Here is a 16444-nt window from a genome sequence, read left to right as displayed (position 1 = left end):
AGGGTGCCATGTGCACCCTCTTTTTACGCCAGTAAACTGAATTGTCGTTCCACACTAGTCAACGGTAGAAACAGCAAGGGGGTAGAATGACCATCGATGAACTATCTTTCGCGATGGCTGGCCGTCGTCCTCTTGGTCTTTGCGCCGTCGCTTGTGGTCACAGCGGAGTCAGTGAACACGCTGCCGGCGCCAGCTGGCTATGTCAACGACTTTGCCGGCGTCCTTTCTCCCTCGACCAAATCCGGCCTCGAAAACCTCTGCACCCAGGTTGATCGTCAGGCTCATGCTCAAATTGCAGTTGTTACCGTCAAGACCCTCGACGGCGACCAGTCGATCGAAGAATTTGCCACGGCGCTTGAAGATAAATGGAAGGTCGGCGCCAAGGGAACAGATCGTGGCGTTCTGATGCTCTTCGTGATGACCCCGCGACGCGGCCGCATCGAGGTCGGCTACGGTCTCGAGGGCATCCTCAACGACGCCAAGGTCGGAGACATCGGCCGTTCGATGGTTCCCGCGGCCCAGCAGGGGGACTACAACACGGCAATCCCGCTTGGAGTGACGCAGATCGCCCGAATTATTGCGACCGATGCGAGTGTCACCCTGAACCTCGCTCAACCCGTTCATCAGTACCACCGTCAGCAGCAACCCGTTCAACTAAGCCTCACAGAGGTCATTATCGGCGGCGGCGCCATCCTGCTGATCCTCTTCTTTCTAGTCAAGACCGGCAACACGGGCTTGATCTTCTTTCTCCTGGGAAATCTGATGGGAGGCGGAGGGGGCGGTTTTGGCGGTGGCCGGGGACGCGACGACGACCGTGGTGGCGGAGGTTTTGGCGGCTTCGGAGGCGGCAGTTCAGGTGGAGGGGGAGCCAGCGGAGACTTTTGAGGACGCAAATGTAAACCAGGTAGCCGTAAAGAAAGGTAAAAGAAGCCGGTTCCAATGGTAAAGTACAGCCGAAGACGCCATCTGTCGATAGCATCGAAATTTCAGACGAAGGGAAATTGAGGAAACATGAAATCTTTATGGGTTGTGCTTGGTGTTGTAGCTCTTCTCATCGTCGTTCTGCTCTTTGTAGGAGGCAGCTACATCGGCGCGAAAAACACGCTGGTGCAGAAGAATGAGGCAATCAATCAGGCGTTCTCACAGGTCAACGTCGTACAGCAGCGCCGCCTTGACCTGATTCCAAATCTTGTTGCGTCGGTGAAGGGATATGTCGCCGAAGAATCAACGATTTTGACCAACATTGCCAACGCACGCGCCGGTGTTCTCGCCGCAGGCAGCGATCACGCCAGCAATATCAATGCCAACGCCAAGCTCGACGTGGCCTTGGGTCCGTTCTTCCGGCTCCAGGAGCAGTACCCCAACCTGAAGGGCAACGAGCAGTTCACACGTCTCACCGATCAGCTGGAGGGAACAGAAAATCGAATCTCCGTCGAACGTCAGCGATACAACAAGACGCTTGAGGATTACAATGTTTACGTTCGACAATTTCCTCAAAGTATCTGGGCCAATATCGCGGGCTTTCATTATCGCGACGAGTACTTCAAAGGCAACCCAGAGAACAGTGTGGCGCCGAAGGTCGACTTCTCGAAGTAGACGAAGCGAACTGACCTGGCCCAACAAAAAAGCCGTCGCATATCGCGGCGGCTTTTTAGTGCGGCAGAGCTGATTACTTGCTGAAGGAAGAGATTGCGGTTGCCTCATCATCCTTGACGTCGAAGACGGTGTACAGCTTGGTGATCTGCAGCAGGTCGTGTACTTTCTTCGTCAGGTTCAGTAGCTTCAGCTCGCCGCCGCTGTTCTTGACGGTGGTAAAGGCGCTTACCAACTCGCCGATACCCGAGCTGTCGATGTAGCTGATGTCGCCGAGGTTGAGCAGAATCTTATTGGAACCCTTCGCCAGAACATCGCGCACGGCGTCGCGGATCGTCACACTGCCTTCGCCAAGGGTGATACGGCCGCTGAGATCCAGAATGGTGATGCCATCTACCTGGCGAGTTTTTACTTTCATGCTCATGTCTAGTGTTCTCCTTAAGTCCCCGACTGCGCGGGTGGTCGGTGCTTGATAAGTGTCAGTTCCGTGCCCGGATGTAACTGGCGAAAGTTTACCTCATCCATGAAAGCCTTGATGAGAAAGATACCGCGGCCAGAGCCGCGGAGGATATTTTCCGGGGCTAGCGGATCCGGAATCTTGTCCGGATCGAGTCCGGGGCCTTGGTCCGAGATACGGATAATCAGTGAGTCTGAAGTCGTTTCAAACGACGCGACCACATGCTTGCTGGTATCGTACGAGTTGCCATGCAGCACCGCGTTTACTGCTGCTTCGCGCACCGCCATGGCGATATGGGGAACCGTATCTTCGTCGAAGCCAGCCCGTTGCGCACACTGCTCAGCGGTCTGCTCAATCTTGTTAACGCTGTCCAGAGACGAGTCCAGGGTGAAGCTGACACGGCTTGTCGTTGAATCGGCCAAAGCAGTCCTTGCAGTGCTGGTATGCCAGTCGTCAACGTCAGACAACAGCGATGATGGCAGTTTGCTTGTGGAATTCTTGAATGTCAAGGTTCCCCCGAATCTTCTGTGTAATTTCAGACTCTTTTTCGGCCTCCGGGGTTGACCAGGCCGACTCTTTCCGACAAACTATCGACCGCAAGCTGGGCTAACATGCGATTACAGGGTATGTTTGAGAACGCATCCAGTGATTTGTTATGACCAAACATGCTAACCAAAGGACGAGCGTTTCAGCCCTCATGGGATCGGCCATTGCGGACGCCCAGGGGGGCACCTTTGGCCATATCCGTGAGTTCGCCGTGGCCCCCTCTGTCGACGCCGCCCACGTTCACGGCATCGTCCTGAAACTAGCCTCGTCGAGACGCCGCGACAAGCCCTCGCTGGTCCTGATCTCTCAACTCGAACTCAGTCCCGACGGTGCTATGCAGCTCCGCAAGTCCGCGCAACCCACTCCACTGCCTGAGGATGAGAGCTTTCTTCTGCTCGAACGCGACCTGCTGGATCAGCAGATTATCGATGTACACGGCCACAAGGTCGTCCGCGTCAACGACGTTGATCTGGTGTGGGAGAACTGCCAGGAAGACACTCCCGATCTCTCTCTGCGCATTGCGGAGGTCGAAGTCGGTATGCGCGGAGCCGTCCGCCGCCTGCTGAAAGGCCTCCCATCCACCTCGGTCGACCGCATCGCCTCGCGCTTTGGCGCGAGCGTCATCCCGTGGGACTTCGTCGACCTCATCGATCGCGATCCCGCCCGCCGTGTTCGCCTGAAGATCGAGCAGGATCGCCTCTCGAAGATGCATCCTTCCGACATTGCGGACATCCTCGAAGAGCTGGCCCCCGCCGAACGCCACGCTCTCTTTGTCTCGCTCGACGAGGAGGTCGCGGCTGAGGCCCTCGAGGAGGTCAAGCCGAAGATGCAGCAGTCGCTGATCGAGTCGCTCGACTCTGAGCAGATCGCAGGCATCGTCGAAGAGATGGACCCCGGAGCCGCAGCCGACCTGCTATCAGAGCTCACCGACGAGCGTTCCGAAGCCATTCTCGGCGAGATGGACCCCCAGGAGCGGCAGGAGGTCGAAGACTTACTCGAGTTCGCCGGCGACTCTGCCGCGGGCCGAATGACGACCGAGTACATCGCCCTGACGTCGACAGCTCTCGTCGATCAGGCGATTGCAGCTTTGCGCGACTTCGAAGGAGATATCGACATGATCACCGATATCTACCTGCTCGACGAAGAGGAGAAAATCACCGCGCTAGTTCCGCTGGTCCAGCTCCTGCTTGCGGCGGCCGGCACTCCCCTGACCGAACTGCCCCACAGCCATCTCGTCACCTGTAACGTAGATGCCAACGGCCGCAAAGTCGCCGAGCTCTTCGACAAATACAACCTGCGATCACTTCCGGTCATAGATAAGGACAAGCATCTGGCCGGTGTCATACACGCCGAACAGGTGATTGCTCTCCTAAGGGCGAATCACTAGAACCGACAGCAGGCAAAATCTAAAGGAAACGCAGCGCCGCATGAAGATTCTGTACGCTACCGGCCTCTCACCAAACGATACCTCTCTCTATCGCCTCTGGGCTCTTGAACGCCTCGGCCATCAGGTCATCCCGTTCAATGTCTTCGACTACGAATCCAGTAACCCGATCCTTCGCAAAGTAAATCAGCGCCTCGTCATCGGACCTTCCGTTGCCCGACTGAACCGAGAGCTGATAGAGATCGCTCAAGCGGAAAAACCGGATCTTCTTTGGACCGACAAGCTCCTCTACATCCGTCCTGCAACACTCGACCGAATGCGCGCCATGGACATCGTGACTGTCAGCTACATGATCGACAACCCCTTCGGAACCCGCCAGGATCCAGGCTGGCGCATCTACATGAAAGACATTCCCCACTACGACCTCCATGTAGTCCAGCGCGACAAGAACATTCTCGATTACAAATTGCGAGGCGCGCGCGATGTAATCAAGATTCAGACCGCCTACGAACCGACACTCCAATTTCCCCCGCCACAGGGCTGGTCGGACGCCGATAGAAACCGCGAGGTCTCCTTTATCGGCACCCCATACGACGACCGCGCACAAACCCTCACGCGCCTATGGCGCGAATGCGGTTTTCCGGTCGTAATCTCCGGCAACCCCCGGCAGTGGGGACGAGCAATGGAGCCCAGCGCCTATAAAGCCCTCTTCAACGGCGGCGAACTCTTTCGCGACGAGTACCGCGAAGGCATATGGAAATCCAAAATCAACCTCAGCTTCATCACTCACTCCAACTGCGACGAGTTCGTCCACAAAAGCTTCGAGATCGCTGGCTGCGGAGGCTTCCTGCTCGCCGAGCGTTCGGACGGTCACATGCAGCGATTCAAGGAGGACGAAGAAGCCGTCTTCTTCACCGGCTTCGAAGAGCTAGTCGCGAAGATCCGTCGCTATCTGCCCGACGAGGCTGCCCGTCAACGCATCGCCGCAGCCGGCTGCATTCGAGCCGCACGCGACGGCTACTACAACGACCGGCAGGTCGAGCTCATCGTAGAACGCGCACAATCGATCCTTGAAAAGATCAAAGAAAAAATCAAGCCTTCTGCCAAAACAGCGCACGCGGGCAGTCGGTGATCTTCGATCTTCTTCACGAGTCGCCCACCGTTCTCGCTGCGGACCTCTGCATCGTCGGCGCCGGAGCCGCTGGCATCACACTCGCCGTAGAGTCAGCCCGCAAGGGCAAGACAGTTCTCCTCCTCGAAGGCGGCGGCGCAACCCGCGAAGACTCCTCCCAGTCCCTCTACGACAGCGAGATCGCCGGGCTCCCGCACCGCGGCATCCACACCGGACGCATCCGCGTGAAAGGGGGAACCACAGTCCGCTGGGGAGGCCAGATCCTCGAGCTCGACGCCCTCGACTTCACGCCCCGCCCCGGCGTCCCCGAAAGCGGCTGGCCCTTCCCAAAGTCCACGTTGACCTCCTTCTACGAGCGCGCCCTCGCCCTCGAGGGGCTGGCCAAAGTCGAACGCAGCGACGCGGAAGTCTGGAAAGATCTAAACCTTCCCTTCACACAGTTTGAAGATCTCGAAGCCTACCTCTCGCGCTGGTGTCCTGAGCCCAACTTCGCCCGCCTCCATCACAAGACTCTCAACGACCACCCGAACATCCACCTCTGGCTTCACGCCAGCGCCGTCGAGTTGTTGACGGAGGGCGCAGCCGCCACCGGCCTCCGCGCGAGCACCCTCACCGGCATTGAAGCCGTCTTCCGCGCCCCGCATTTCATCTTTGCGCTCGGCGGTATCGAAAGCTCCCGCTTCTTCCTTCAACCTCGCCCCGGCGGCCTGCCCTGGAACCGCTCCGGTCTCCTGGGCCAACACTTTCAGGATCACATCGACTGCAACGCCGCCGCCATCGAGCCGCTCGACGCGAAGCGCTTCCACGACACCTTCGATCCCATCTTCGCCCGCGGCTTCAAGTACCTCCCCAAGCTACGCCTCCTGCCGCAGGCGCAGGCCGCACACGGCACCCTCAATATCGGTTCCACGATGTCGTTTGAGGACACAGGAAAAGCCCGCGGCCAGGCGAAATCAACCATCCGCAACCTCATGCGCGGACGCTTCGGCGAAGTCACTCGCGACAACCTCCGCCACACCGCAAACCATCTCCCCATGCTCGTCCACCAGGCCTGGCGCTACAAAGTAAAACGCCGCGCCTACAGCCCTCCAGATGTCCGCATCTTCCTTCGCGTCCATTGCGAGCAGGAGCCAAGCTCCCACAGTAGCATCGCCCTCACCGATCAGCCCGACCCCCTCGGCCTCTTTCGAATTCGCTTCGACTGGCAGATCTCCGAAAGGGAACTCGACACCATCCGGCAGTACGTCCTCATCGCCCAGCGCGCCCTCGCCGACGTTGCCCGCATCATCCCCAACGAAGACCTGATGTCCGGCAGCCCCGACTTCCTCGCCCGTTGCGACGACAGCAACCACCACATGGGCGGCATGCGCATGTCCCCCTCGGACGCCACCGGCATCGTCGACACCGACCTCCGCCTCTATGGACTCTCCAACACCTACATCTGCAGCTCAGCCGTCTTCCCCAGCTCAGGCTTCTCCAACCCCACCCACACCGTCCTCGCGCTGGCCCTGCGGCTGAGCGATCATCTCAGCTAAGCTCTTCAGCAAACAACAAACGGAGAACAATGGAGCAGATCGCACTCGGAGATACCGGTCGCACCACCACCCGTCTCGGCTTCGGCTGTTCCAGCTTGATGGGCGCGATGGGACGCCGTGACTCCCTCGCCATCCTGGAATCGGCCTATGACGCGGGCATTCGCCACTTCGACGTCGCACCCATGTACGGTTATGGAGAGGCCGAAGGCTGCCTCGGCGAGTTCCTCCAACGCCATCGCCCCCAGGTCACCGTCACCACTAAATATGGAATCCCGCCAGCAAAAAATTCTTCGCTAATATCGGTTGCCCGCCGCGTAGTCGGCCCTCTCACCAAAACCCTTCCCAGCCTGAAGCACCGTCTCGCTCTAGCCGCGAACGCCGCGACACGCACGAACGAGAAGACCACCTTCACGCCGCAGCAAGCCAAAACTTCGCTCGAACACAGCCTGGTCGCCCTGCGAACGGACCACATCGATCTCTGGCTGCTTCACGAGATCTCAGCAGCCGATCTCCACGACGACGCCCTCCTCAGTCTCCTCGAGCAGGAGGTGCAAAGAGGAACAATCGGCACTTTCGGAATAGGAAGTAGTGTCGACAAAATCCCGTCGCTCTTAACCGAACATCCCGCTTACTGCCGCACCCTGCAGTACGAGTGGTCTGTTCTCGACCCTGAAATAGAGACCGCTCCGACCTCGCCCTTCCGCATTCATCATCGCGCTCTAACTGAGAACTTCCGTTCGCTTCATCGCGCTCTGTCCGAAGACAAACAGCTCTGCCAGGGTTGGTCTGCATCGACGAACGCAGACCTCAATAACCCTCAGGATCTCGCCCATCTCATGCTCAAGGCCGCGCTTGTCATGAACCCCAAGAGCGTCATCCTCTTCTCCTCAAAAAACCCGCGCCACATTCAGCTCAACGTGAAAACGGCAGAAGATAGATCCCTTGAAGCCCCTGCAAGAGAGTTCCACCGCCTGGTGCAAACCGAACGAAACCAGCTATCGCTGACACAAGCAGGTGCAAGCTAGATACCAGGTTCAAAAGGATCGCCCACTCCCTCAACGCCGGGCATCAAGATGAGTTAGCCTGATAGGGGCGATCCCACAGGTCTCCAACCAACAAAACTTCCCGCGACACTCGTCCGCACGCAAGGATAAGCAATGAGCCCCTGGCGCACCTGGAGAACCCGACTCATTCTCATCTTTGCCGTGCTCGGCCCCGGCTTCATCACGGCCAACGTGGACAACGACGCCGGCGGCATCCTCACCTACTCCGCAGCAGGCGCGCAGTTCGGCTACACGCTCCTCTGGACGATGATCCCCATCACCCTCGCCCTCATCGTCGTGCAGGAGATGTGCGCCCGCATGGGCGTCGTCACCGGCAAAGGCCTCAGCGACCTCATCCGCGAAGAGTTCGGCCTCCGCATCACCTTCGTCATCATGATCCTGCTCATCGTGGTGAACTTCACCAACGTCATCACCGAGTTCTCCGGCATCGCCGGCAGCATGCAGCTCTTCCACATCTCCAAGTACGCCAGCGTCCCTGTCTGCGCCTTCATCGTCTGGATACTGGTCGTCAAAGGCGACTACAAGAGTGTCGAAAAGGTCTTCCTCATCGCCAGCGTCTTCTACATCGCCTACATCATCACCGGAGTGCTCAGCGGCCCGGACTGGCACCTCGCCCTCGTCGAAACCGTCAAGCTGCCCCCACGGAACGTCTGGTCCGACAAAGACTATGTCTACACCACCGTCGCCGTCATCGGCACCACCATCACCCCCTGGATGCAGTTCTACCTGCAGTCCTCCATCGTCGAAAAAGGGGTAAGCGTCCGCAAGTACAAAGCGTCACGGCTGGACGTCATCGTAGGCTCCATCTTCACCGACATCGTCGCCTGGTTCATCGTCGTCGCCTGCGCCGCAACCCTCTACACTCACGGCATCCGCCACATCGCCGACCCCTCAGACGCCGCCGGAGCCATGAAGCCTCTAGCAGGTCAGTACGCGTTCATTCTCTTCGCGGCCGGCCTCTTCAACGCGTCCCTCTTCGCCGCCTCCATCCTGCCCCTCTCGACCGCCTACACCGTCTGCGAAGGCCTCGGCTTCGAGAGCGGTCTGGACAAGAGCTTCAGCGAAGCGAAGTTCTTCTACTGGCTCTACAGCGTGCTGCTCTTTGCCGGCGCTGCCATCGTCCTGATCCCGAACTTCCCACTGGTCAAATTCAGCATCCTCTCTCAGGTGCTCAACGGCGTTCTCCTACCCCTGGTTCTCGTCTTCATGCTGAATCTGATCAACAAGCACGACCTCATGGGCAAATACACCAACAAGCGATGGTTCAACGTCATCGCTTGGACGACGGTCATCATCGTCACATCGCTCTCGCTCATCCTGGTCTGGAATACCGTCCACGGCTGAATCGCGGCATTACCGTTGCTGTCGCTTTTGTCTTACCCGTGCTGTTGCTTTCGTCTTAGCTGCGCTGTTGCTTTCGTCTTAGTTGTGCTGTTGCTTTCATCTTTGCACTGCGGCTGCTTTTGTCTTTGCAGTCATCCTGAGCGCAGCGAAGGATCCCGAGACACTACACCCACCCATACCACTCGAACCTTTTCACCCAAGCCGCTCGAATACTCCCTTGTTGTCATTTCGCACCCTGAGCAAAGTCGAAGGGGAAGAATCTGCTTTCACTCCTCGGTAGCCCCATCCCAACGCGAAGTCCGCGTTACAGCAACTTCCCCTCAGACAGATCCCGAATCAACCCCAGATCAGCAGCCAGAAAATCGTACCCTGGCAGATCCGTCAAAGGCGTCCAACGCATGTCATTGAAGATCCGGTTCTCCAGCGCGCCATCGAACTCCCGCACCACAAAGAACTGAAGATCGATCGCTCCGCCATTGCGGTACTTGTGCCTCACCCGAGCCACCCGCCTGCCAATCACAGCGGTGATTCCCAACTCCTCATTCAGTTCGCGAGCCAGGGCATCCTCTGAGGTCTCACCGGCTTCGATCTTTCCCCCGGGAAACTCCCACTTCAGACTCATCGGCTGGTCTGGCTTGCGTTGACAGATCAGAACCTCGACCCCACGTCCGCCTCCGTCCGCATCCCCACGTAAAATCAACGCCGCCACCACCAATCGGAGTGGTTTCTGCACCGCGGCCTCAACGTGCTCCTCGAGTTTGCGAATCGGCTCTCTCACCTGACTACAGATTAGACGACATTCGCGGCACAAAAGCTTCTATTCACTTTACTTAGGCCGGTCGAACAGTTGCCGGATAGTAAACCGGCCAGCCTTCCTGCGCACTCCGTTCCACCAAAGCCGCACTCGGATTCACCGGAAACGCCCGCTTCGCAATCGCCAGCATCGCGGCGTCATGGATAGAGTTTCCAAACACAGCGTCCGGCGCGCTCACCCCGGCCCGCGCGAGCGACGCAACCTTGCCCTCATCAGTCGGGACGTCCCGAATCACATCCGTCACCACGCCGTCCTTCACCTGCACACGCGCTGCCAGAACGCGTTCAGCCGGAATCCCAAACCGCTTGACTCCCTCTTCGATGACCCAGTTATTCGTCGAACTCACCGCCCAGATCTCGACACCCTTTGCACGAAGTTCAGCCACCAACTCCTTCATCTCTGAGAAAATATTTGCCTCAATGTGGCTGGCGAAGAAGTTCTTCGCCGCCCGCCGCATCTCGTCTTCGCGCAGGCGCTGGTACATCTGCACCATCTCCCCGCAGATCGCCACCTCAGACACCTCGCCCTTCAGATATCCCCGATATCGCGAGTCGATCCAGTCCGTCATCTCACGCGAGACCAGTCCCGTCTCGATCGTCCACTTCATAAACGAAGATCCGGCATCCCCCGACCACAGGGTCCCATCGCAGTCAAAGACCGCAACCGAAGGGGAGAGCGAAGCAACAGCCGAATGAAACTCCGAGGTACTCAGGCGACTCACTGAAACTACATGGCTCACAATCTATCTCTACTTTTCTGCGCATCTCGCGCGCGCGTTCAACGACAAATTCGACTTGAAGATTGTCATGATTTTACTACCGGTCCGCCGCGAAACTCTCCGCAGGCACCCGTCAAATCTCATCGAGACAGGCCTTCCCCATACCCGCCCTCAAAAATTAATCGAGTATTGATCCTCCGCCGTTGTTGCTAAATCGGCGGCAGCCCCTCCACCACACTCACCCCATCCGGCGGGACAAACGCAAAATCCCCATCTTTCAGGGGCACATTCTCCTGCATTCCTGTAAACGCAAACTCCGTCACCGCCCCATCCACCTCTTCCAACTTCATTCGCTCTATCGCCCCCGCTGCAGTCACCCAAAGAGACAGCAGCTTCACCCTTTGCGCCATCCCCTTCGGCACACCCGAGATCACAAACCCCGTCCCATCCACCACCACGGTCAGGTTATCCAGCTCCTTTTTCAGCTGCGTATGCCCCAGCAGAAACCGCAGCGGCGACCGCAGATCATCCAACTGTTTCGCGGGCACCCGCGTAGCCTGCGCATCGCCCGGCGTGTAGAACCAAGCAAACTTCCCATCCAGCACAAACACCTTGCCCACCGGCGCAGCATAGCTCCACCGCATCCGCCCCGGCTTCTTCAGCAGCAACGTGCCCTCTTCTGTGCGATTCATCCCCATCCCCGCGTAGCTCTCGGTGTAATGAGCCCGCAGGGAACTGAGATGGTTGTAGTGATCATCCACCTTACGCACCAACGCGTCGTTCTCCTGCGCCACCAGCAGCGGAGCGCAGCAAAACGACGCGATCAGTAGAGCCTTCGCCAGCATTACTGGATGGGCTGTGTGCAGTTGGTTCCGCCCGCCGGGTCGTAGCGAATGGTGTTGTTTTCGTCCGTGCAGAAGCCGCGATCACCGGTCTTTCCAATCGAGTTCGGAACCGCCGTAATCTCAAACGAGGTATACATATCCTGGTTGTTCACCGTCACCTTGGTGCAGTTGGTGATCGCAAACGTATACCCGGCCTTCTGTCCGCTCGCCAGATCAGGCGTAATCAGCTGCGCCGACTGCGACGTAGGCGCGCCCGACTTCGGATCCCCACCCAGCGTAGCCAGCGAGCACGAGAAACCATTCGCCGGATAAGCCGAGTTGTACTGCAGCTCCGCCTGCCCAATCGTCCGCAGCGACTGAACCGCCGACGTCTCCTGCGCCTGCTTCCTCAGCTTCAACAGCTGAGGCACTGCAAGCGTCATCAGAATCAGCATCACCGACATCACGATCAGCAGTTCGATCAGCGTAAATCCATCTTCATTCGGTCGTATCTGTAGCCCTGCGCGCAATCGGTCCCGTGCGTTCATCGTCTTCATCAAACCTCGGCAAATTCTGTATCTCGACCACCGAACAAACTCTATCAGGAGAGAGACCTAGCAGGCCAAATCTTCCCGCTCGATCTTCATCGTGCCAAGATTTCCAAGCAGCGTCAACGCCATCGTCTCCGGCTTGAACAACTCCTGCGCCAGCTCCTGCACGTCCGTCGTGGATACCGCTTCAATCTCGTGCATAATCTCATCCACGCCCGTAAATCTGCCAAAGTACATCTGCTGTCGCGCCAGGTTAGCCATCCTGCTGCCCGAGCTCTCCAGCCCAATCACCATATTGCTCTTCAGCTGGTCCTTGGCCCGCTTCAACTCCACCTCGCTGACCGTCTCTTCCTTCAGACGTCGCAACTCCCGCAGGGTAAGCTGCAACACCTCCAGCGTCTTGTCCACCGAGGTCCCCGCATACACGCACAGCGAGCCGGTATCCCGGAACGGATTCATCTCCGAGTAGATCGAGTAAGCCAGCCCCCGGTCCTCGCGAATCGTCTGGAACAGTCGCGAACTCATCCCGCCGCCCAGCATCGTGTTCATCAGGTACACCACATACCGCCGCGAATCATTCACCGGAGGCGCCGGCATCCCCAAACACAACTGCACCTGCTCCAGCGATTTTTTCCTCTTCAGCGTAATGTGCGGCGTCGCCCTCGGAGCGTCGACCTTCACCGGAACACTATCTCCGCTGGCGGCCAGCGAGCCGAACTCCCTCTCCACCTGCGCCACAAAGGCATCATGCTCCAGATTTCCCGCCGCCGAAAAGACCATATTGCGCGGAGTAAACTGCCCCGCATAAAAGTTCAGTAGCGTCCGCTGATCAAAGCTTGAAACCGTCTTCGCGGTCCCCAGAATCGGCCTTCCCAGCGCATCGCCCTTCCAGAAGTTCTGCGTCCACACCTCATGCACCAGATAGTCGGGGTTATCCTCGTCCATCTTGATCTCTTCCAGAATCACGCCCTTCTCGCGCTCCACATCCTCGGGAGCAAAGGTCGGGTGCAGCACCAGGTCCGACAACACATCCAGCGCCGGCGGCACATTCTCATCCAGCACCTTGATGTTGAAGCAGACCGTCTCCTTCCCGGTGAACGCGTCGAGATTGCCTCCGATCGTGTCTACCTCCCGGGCAATCTGCTGCGCCGACCGCGAGGTCGTGCCCTTGAAAACCATATGCTCGACGAAGTGCGAGACCCCGTTCACCCCAGCCGTCTCGTCCCGCGAGCCAGAGCCCACCCAAGCCCCCATCGAGACGCTCCGCACATGCGGCATGCTCTCGGTCAGCACCAACAAACCATTCGACAACACAGTTTTTCTGATATTGCGAGAGGCGTTCTTCGTAATTGCGGCTTCATCTACTAACGTTAAAGACATGAGACTCCTTCAGACTCCATTGTTTCACAGCGCGGTCCGCGCCATCCGTAGCACCCAGGGGAGTAGACTTATATAGATGCTCCGGCCCGACACTACGCTTCTAGACACCTAAAGCCTTTGTTATCAATCTAAGCGGAGCGCCGGACTAGGAGCGAACAGTTTTGCCGTCATCCTGAGCGGAGCGAAGGATCCCGACGAACTCGATCCTGCCCAAACCGCTCGTCCCTTTCAGCCCAGATCTATGTGTCGGAACTATCGAAGATATCCAAATATTTACAAATGAATGATATAGAGCATTTTAATAATCCAAAAGTTGAAGAAAAACCGCTCTTCGGCGCCTCGCTTCAGGAGCTGACCGGTCTGATGGAGAAATTCGCCCAGCCAGCTTACCGAGCCCGCCAGCTTTACGATGCCCTGTACACCCAGCGCATCCCCTCACTCGACCAGATCACCACTCTTCCCGCCACCCTCCGCACCGCCCTCGGCTCCTCTGGCTATACCGTAGGCCTGCCCGAGCTCGTCCAGACCGCCCTCTCCATCGACGGCACCGAGCGCTACCTCGTACGCATGGCCGACGGCGAAACCGTCGAAACCGTCTGGATGCCAGGAGGCGACGGAGGCGAGCGCGGCGACGGAACCCAGGCAGCCGAGGAAGAGGAGCACCCAGCCCACGATGACGACGATTACAAGCGCGCCACCATCTGCATCTCCAGCCAGGTAGGCTGCGCCGTCAACTGCCAGTTCTGCCTCACCGCCAAGCTCGGCATCCGCCGCAACCTCACCCCTGGAGAGATAGCCGGTCAGGTAGCCGCCGTCCTCAACCGCCACAGCGTCGAAGTCGGCCGCGACCGCATCAACCTGGTCTTCATGGGCATGGGCGAGCCATTCCTGAACTACACCGGTTTCATGGACGCCGTCCGCCTCCTCACCGGCCCCATTAGCATCCCCGAGTCCCGCATGACCGTCAGCACCTCCGGCATCCTCCCCGGCATAGAACAGTTCGCCAGCGAGACCATCCGTCCCAAGCTCGCCGTCAGCCTCAACGCCTCCAACGACGTCGTCCGCGAGTCCATCATGCCCATCACCCGCAAATGGAACATCGCTGCGCTCCTCGAAGCCATCTCCGCCGTCCCCCTGCGCCCTCGCGAGCGCGTCACCTTCGAGTACGTCCTGCTCGGCGGCATCAACGACCAGCGCGAACACGCCGACGAGCTGATCGCCCTGTTGAAGAATCTCCGCGCCAAGATCAACCTGATCGTCTGGAACTCCGGCCCCGACATGCCCTTCCACGAACCCACCCCGCAAGACGTAGGCATCTTCCAGAAGCGGCTCCGCGAAGCAGGCATCCCAGCCTTCATCCGCAAGCCCCGCGGCCGCGACATCTACGCCGCCTGCGGCCAGCTCAAACGCACCCTCGAGCAGCCACCTCCCGCCCTCGTCGAGATCGCCACCCTCTAACTGCTCCCAACTCTCGCTCTTCCTCCACCGCAAAAAAGATCGTCATCTCGACCGAAGCTGTTCACAGTCTCATCGTGAACAGCGCAGTGGAGAGACCCCCGTATTTCGTCCTGCCGGACGGGCCCACTGCGCGTGGGGCGGTCACTTCGTGACGTGTATACCGCTTCGCCCGGCGCTCCCGATGGTCGCGAATGACGTTCCTTCCGACCAACGGGAGGACCACGCGAAGCTTTGAAAAGGCGTGCGAACGCCCGCCCCACGCGCAGTGGGCCCGTCCGGCAGGACAGAATCTTTTAAGAAGCTGTCAACCCCCAAAACACCAAAACTGCTTACCAGCCAATCACATACGCATGGCGCATGAGTTTCCCTCCACCAGCTATACTGGATACAGAAGAAAAGATGCCCCGGCCAAAAGCCGGGGCATTGCATTTCAACCCTAAGTCAACCCTAAGCAAGGAGAAGTCCAGACCTAAACCACTATCTTCGAAGACTTTGCACACATTAAGTATGGGGAGGGGGGTACCTACCCCATACCCGAAACCGCCACCGGACGCTCCATCCCCAGCTCCAGCAGCCGCTCCGCCAAAAGGTCATAGTCATGCCGCAACACATCGCCCTCATGGACAAAGTTGCCCATCACCGGCTCCACCCCCAGCGCCCGAACGCGCTCCAGGTCCGCCACGATCGGCTGCTGCCCCTCACGCGCATACTGCTCCAGCCGCGCCGCCGAGATATCCCCCGTATTGATCAGCGCATAGTCGAAGATTGGAACCTTGACCCCACCCGCATGCTGCATGATCTTCTCGATATGCTGAGAGGCTGTCAGCCCCAGCGACTCGTTGGCCTGCGTCATCAGGTTGCACACAAACACCTTGGTAGCCCGCGACGCCGCCAGCGCCTCCGGGATGCCGCGAACCAGCATGTTTGTGATCAGCGAAGTGTAAAGCGACCCCGGCCCCAGAGTGATCAGGTCAGCATTTGCTATAGCCTCCAGCGTCTGCGGCAGAGGATCGGCAGTCTCCGGCTCCAGCCGCAGCTCCACGATGCTGCGCTTACTGGCCGTAATATTGGTCTCCCCCCGCACCAGCGAGCCATCGTCCATATCCGCCGCCAATGTCACGTTCGTATTCGTAGCAGGGAAGATCTTCCCCCGCGCGGCCAGAATCTGCGAGGACATCTGCACCGCCTGGGCAAAGTCTCCCGTGATGTGCGAGAGCGCGGCCACAAAGAGGTTGCCGAAGCTATGGCCCTCCAGCTCGCCATGCTCGAAGCGATACTGAAACAGCTTCGACAGCAGGTGCTCATCCTCCGAGAGCGCGACCATGCAGTTCCGGATGTCCCCCGGCGGAAGCATCTTGAAGTCCTCGCGCAGACGCCCGGACGAGCCGCCATCGTCGGTCACCGTAACCACCGCCGAGAGCTCCCGAATGATGCAGTGCGCCTCAGGGCAGCGTGGCATAGGAGCCCGCTCGACCCGCGCAGACTCTCCCAGCCGAATCCCTCTTCTCCGGTCCGGAGTCACCACGTACCGCTTCAGCCCCCGAAGCAGCGTCGACAACCCCGTGCCGCCGCCAATGGCAACCACCCGAAGGTCTTTTTCTTTCGATTCGGTTAGCTTCCGCAACGACATGCGCAGGTTCTCCT

The 16444-nt window shown here is 58.8% G+C and carries 16 protein-coding genes; 8 read left to right on the top strand and 8 right to left on the bottom strand.

Annotation, left to right across the window (positions count from 1 at the left end; all coding sequences use genetic code 11):
* Window positions 1-96 precede the first annotated feature (96 nt).
* Window positions 97-885, top strand: coding sequence for a TPM domain-containing protein (locus tag HDF12_RS14010; protein WP_179584333.1), 789 nt, complete (start codon window positions 97-99; stop codon window positions 883-885).
* Between the two features lie 126 nt (window positions 886-1011).
* Entirely contained in the window at window positions 1012-1596 is a 585-nt protein-coding gene (locus HDF12_RS14005; protein WP_179584331.1) for a LemA family protein, read from the top strand.
* Between the two features lie 73 nt (window positions 1597-1669).
* Here HDF12_RS14005 and HDF12_RS14000 read toward each other — a convergent pair whose 3' ends face one another.
* Window positions 1670-2017, bottom strand: coding sequence for an STAS domain-containing protein (locus HDF12_RS14000; protein ID WP_179584329.1), 348 nt, complete (start codon window positions 2015-2017; stop codon window positions 1670-1672).
* Window positions 2018-2031: 14 nt separating this feature from the next.
* The gene (locus tag HDF12_RS13995; RefSeq protein WP_306458027.1) at window positions 2032-2559 is read right to left on the bottom strand and encodes an ATP-binding protein; all 528 of its coding nucleotides are present in this window, start codon (window positions 2557-2559) and stop codon (window positions 2032-2034) included.
* A gap of 188 nt (window positions 2560-2747) precedes the next feature.
* Here HDF12_RS13995 and HDF12_RS13990 point away from each other — a divergent pair, with 188 nt between their 5' ends.
* The 5 genes from HDF12_RS13990 to HDF12_RS13970 all read left to right on the top strand — a co-directional run bounded on the left by HDF12_RS13990 (window position 2748) and on the right by HDF12_RS13970 (window position 9055).
* A complete protein-coding gene (locus tag HDF12_RS13990; RefSeq protein WP_306458026.1) occupies window positions 2748-3983 on the top strand; it encodes a magnesium transporter MgtE N-terminal domain-containing protein in 1236 nt (411 codons plus the stop codon).
* Window positions 3984-4023: 40 nt separating this feature from the next.
* Window positions 4024-5112: a CgeB family protein gene (locus HDF12_RS13985; protein ID WP_179584327.1), complete on the top strand. Its 1089-nt coding sequence runs from the start codon at window positions 4024-4026 to the stop codon at window positions 5110-5112.
* Window positions 5109-6647 carry a GMC oxidoreductase gene (locus HDF12_RS22930; RefSeq protein WP_179584326.1) on the top strand — a complete coding sequence of 513 codons (1539 nt, stop codon included), beginning with the start codon at window positions 5109-5111 and terminating at the stop codon, window positions 6645-6647. Before HDF12_RS13985 ends, HDF12_RS22930 begins: the two co-directional genes overlap by 4 nt.
* Window positions 6648-6676: 29 nt before the next feature.
* Window positions 6677-7672: an aldo/keto reductase gene (locus HDF12_RS13975; protein WP_179584325.1), complete on the top strand. Its 996-nt coding sequence runs from the start codon at window positions 6677-6679 to the stop codon at window positions 7670-7672.
* A gap of 132 nt (window positions 7673-7804) precedes the next feature.
* Window positions 7805-9055, top strand: coding sequence for an Nramp family divalent metal transporter (locus HDF12_RS13970; RefSeq protein ID WP_179584324.1), 1251 nt, complete (start codon window positions 7805-7807; stop codon window positions 9053-9055).
* Window positions 9056-9359: 304 nt separating this feature from the next.
* Here HDF12_RS13970 and HDF12_RS13965 read toward each other — a convergent pair whose 3' ends face one another.
* The 5 genes from HDF12_RS13965 to HDF12_RS13945 form a co-directional block, all read right to left on the bottom strand.
* On the bottom strand, window positions 9360-9833 hold the full coding sequence (locus HDF12_RS13965; RefSeq protein WP_179584323.1) for a (deoxy)nucleoside triphosphate pyrophosphohydrolase: 474 nt from the start codon (window positions 9831-9833) through the stop codon (window positions 9360-9362).
* A 52-nt stretch (window positions 9834-9885) separates the two neighbouring features.
* A complete protein-coding gene (locus tag HDF12_RS13960; protein ID WP_348641522.1) occupies window positions 9886-10590 on the bottom strand; it encodes an HAD family hydrolase in 705 nt (234 codons plus the stop codon).
* Window positions 10591-10796: 206 nt separating this feature from the next.
* Window positions 10797-11432: a LolA family protein gene (locus HDF12_RS13955; RefSeq protein ID WP_179584320.1), complete on the bottom strand. Its 636-nt coding sequence runs from the start codon at window positions 11430-11432 to the stop codon at window positions 10797-10799.
* Window positions 11432-11968 (bottom strand): prepilin-type N-terminal cleavage/methylation domain-containing protein, encoded by a 537-nt coding sequence (locus HDF12_RS13950; protein ID WP_306458025.1) that lies wholly within the window; start codon window positions 11966-11968, stop codon window positions 11432-11434. Before HDF12_RS13950 ends, HDF12_RS13955 begins: the two co-directional genes overlap by 1 nt.
* Before the next feature lie 57 nt (window positions 11969-12025).
* Window positions 12026-13342, bottom strand: coding sequence for a M16 family metallopeptidase (locus HDF12_RS13945; protein WP_179584318.1), 1317 nt, complete (start codon window positions 13340-13342; stop codon window positions 12026-12028).
* Window positions 13343-13621: 279 nt separating this feature from the next.
* On the opposite strand from HDF12_RS13945, the gene rlmN reads away from it, so the two are divergent.
* Complete coding sequence (gene rlmN, locus HDF12_RS13940) at window positions 13622-14800, top strand: dual-specificity RNA methyltransferase RlmN (RefSeq protein ID WP_179584315.1); 1179 nt, start codon at window positions 13622-13624, stop codon at window positions 14798-14800.
* A 523-nt stretch (window positions 14801-15323) separates the two neighbouring features.
* Here rlmN and HDF12_RS13935 read toward each other — a convergent pair.
* Window positions 15324-16430 carry a gluconeogenesis factor YvcK family protein gene (locus tag HDF12_RS13935; protein WP_179584313.1) on the bottom strand — a complete coding sequence of 369 codons (1107 nt, stop codon included), beginning with the start codon at window positions 16428-16430 and terminating at the stop codon, window positions 15324-15326.
* Window positions 16431-16444: the final 14 nt, after the last annotated feature.

Source organism: Tunturiibacter gelidiferens, assembly GCF_013410115.1.
Taxonomy (GTDB): Bacteria; Acidobacteriota; Terriglobia; order Terriglobales; family Acidobacteriaceae; genus Edaphobacter; species Edaphobacter gelidiferens.
The sequence above is the reverse complement of the archived record's forward strand: the minus strand, read 5'-3'. Positions and strand labels throughout refer to the sequence as shown.

Excerpts from the sequence above, each read along its gene's own strand:
- HDF12_RS14010 (WP_179584333.1), top strand. The coding sequence starts at position 97 with ATGAACTATCTTTCGCGATGGCTGGCCGTCGTCCTCTTGGTCTTTGCG.
- HDF12_RS14005 (WP_179584331.1), top strand. The coding sequence starts at position 1,012 with ATGAAATCTTTATGGGTTGTGCTTGGTGTTGTAGCTCTTCTCATCGTC.
- HDF12_RS14000 (WP_179584329.1), bottom strand. The coding sequence starts at position 2,017 with ATGAGCATGAAAGTAAAAACTCGCCAGGTAGATGGCATCACCATTCTG.
- HDF12_RS13990 (WP_306458026.1), top strand. The coding sequence starts at position 2,748 with ATGGGATCGGCCATTGCGGACGCCCAGGGGGGCACCTTTGGCCATATC.
- HDF12_RS13985 (WP_179584327.1), top strand. The coding sequence starts at position 4,024 with ATGAAGATTCTGTACGCTACCGGCCTCTCACCAAACGATACCTCTCTC.
- HDF12_RS13975 (WP_179584325.1), top strand. The coding sequence starts at position 6,677 with ATGGAGCAGATCGCACTCGGAGATACCGGTCGCACCACCACCCGTCTC.
- HDF12_RS13970 (WP_179584324.1), top strand. The coding sequence starts at position 7,805 with ATGAGCCCCTGGCGCACCTGGAGAACCCGACTCATTCTCATCTTTGCC.
- HDF12_RS13955 (WP_179584320.1), bottom strand. The coding sequence starts at position 11,432 with ATGCTGGCGAAGGCTCTACTGATCGCGTCGTTTTGCTGCGCTCCGCTG.
- HDF12_RS13950 (WP_306458025.1), bottom strand. The coding sequence starts at position 11,968 with ATGAAGACGATGAACGCACGGGACCGATTGCGCGCAGGGCTACAGATA.
- HDF12_RS13945 (WP_179584318.1), bottom strand. The coding sequence starts at position 13,342 with ATGTCTTTAACGTTAGTAGATGAAGCCGCAATTACGAAGAACGCCTCT.
- rlmN (WP_179584315.1), top strand. The coding sequence starts at position 13,622 with ATGAATGATATAGAGCATTTTAATAATCCAAAAGTTGAAGAAAAACCG.
- HDF12_RS13935 (WP_179584313.1), bottom strand. The coding sequence starts at position 16,430 with ATGTCGTTGCGGAAGCTAACCGAATCGAAAGAAAAAGACCTTCGGGTG.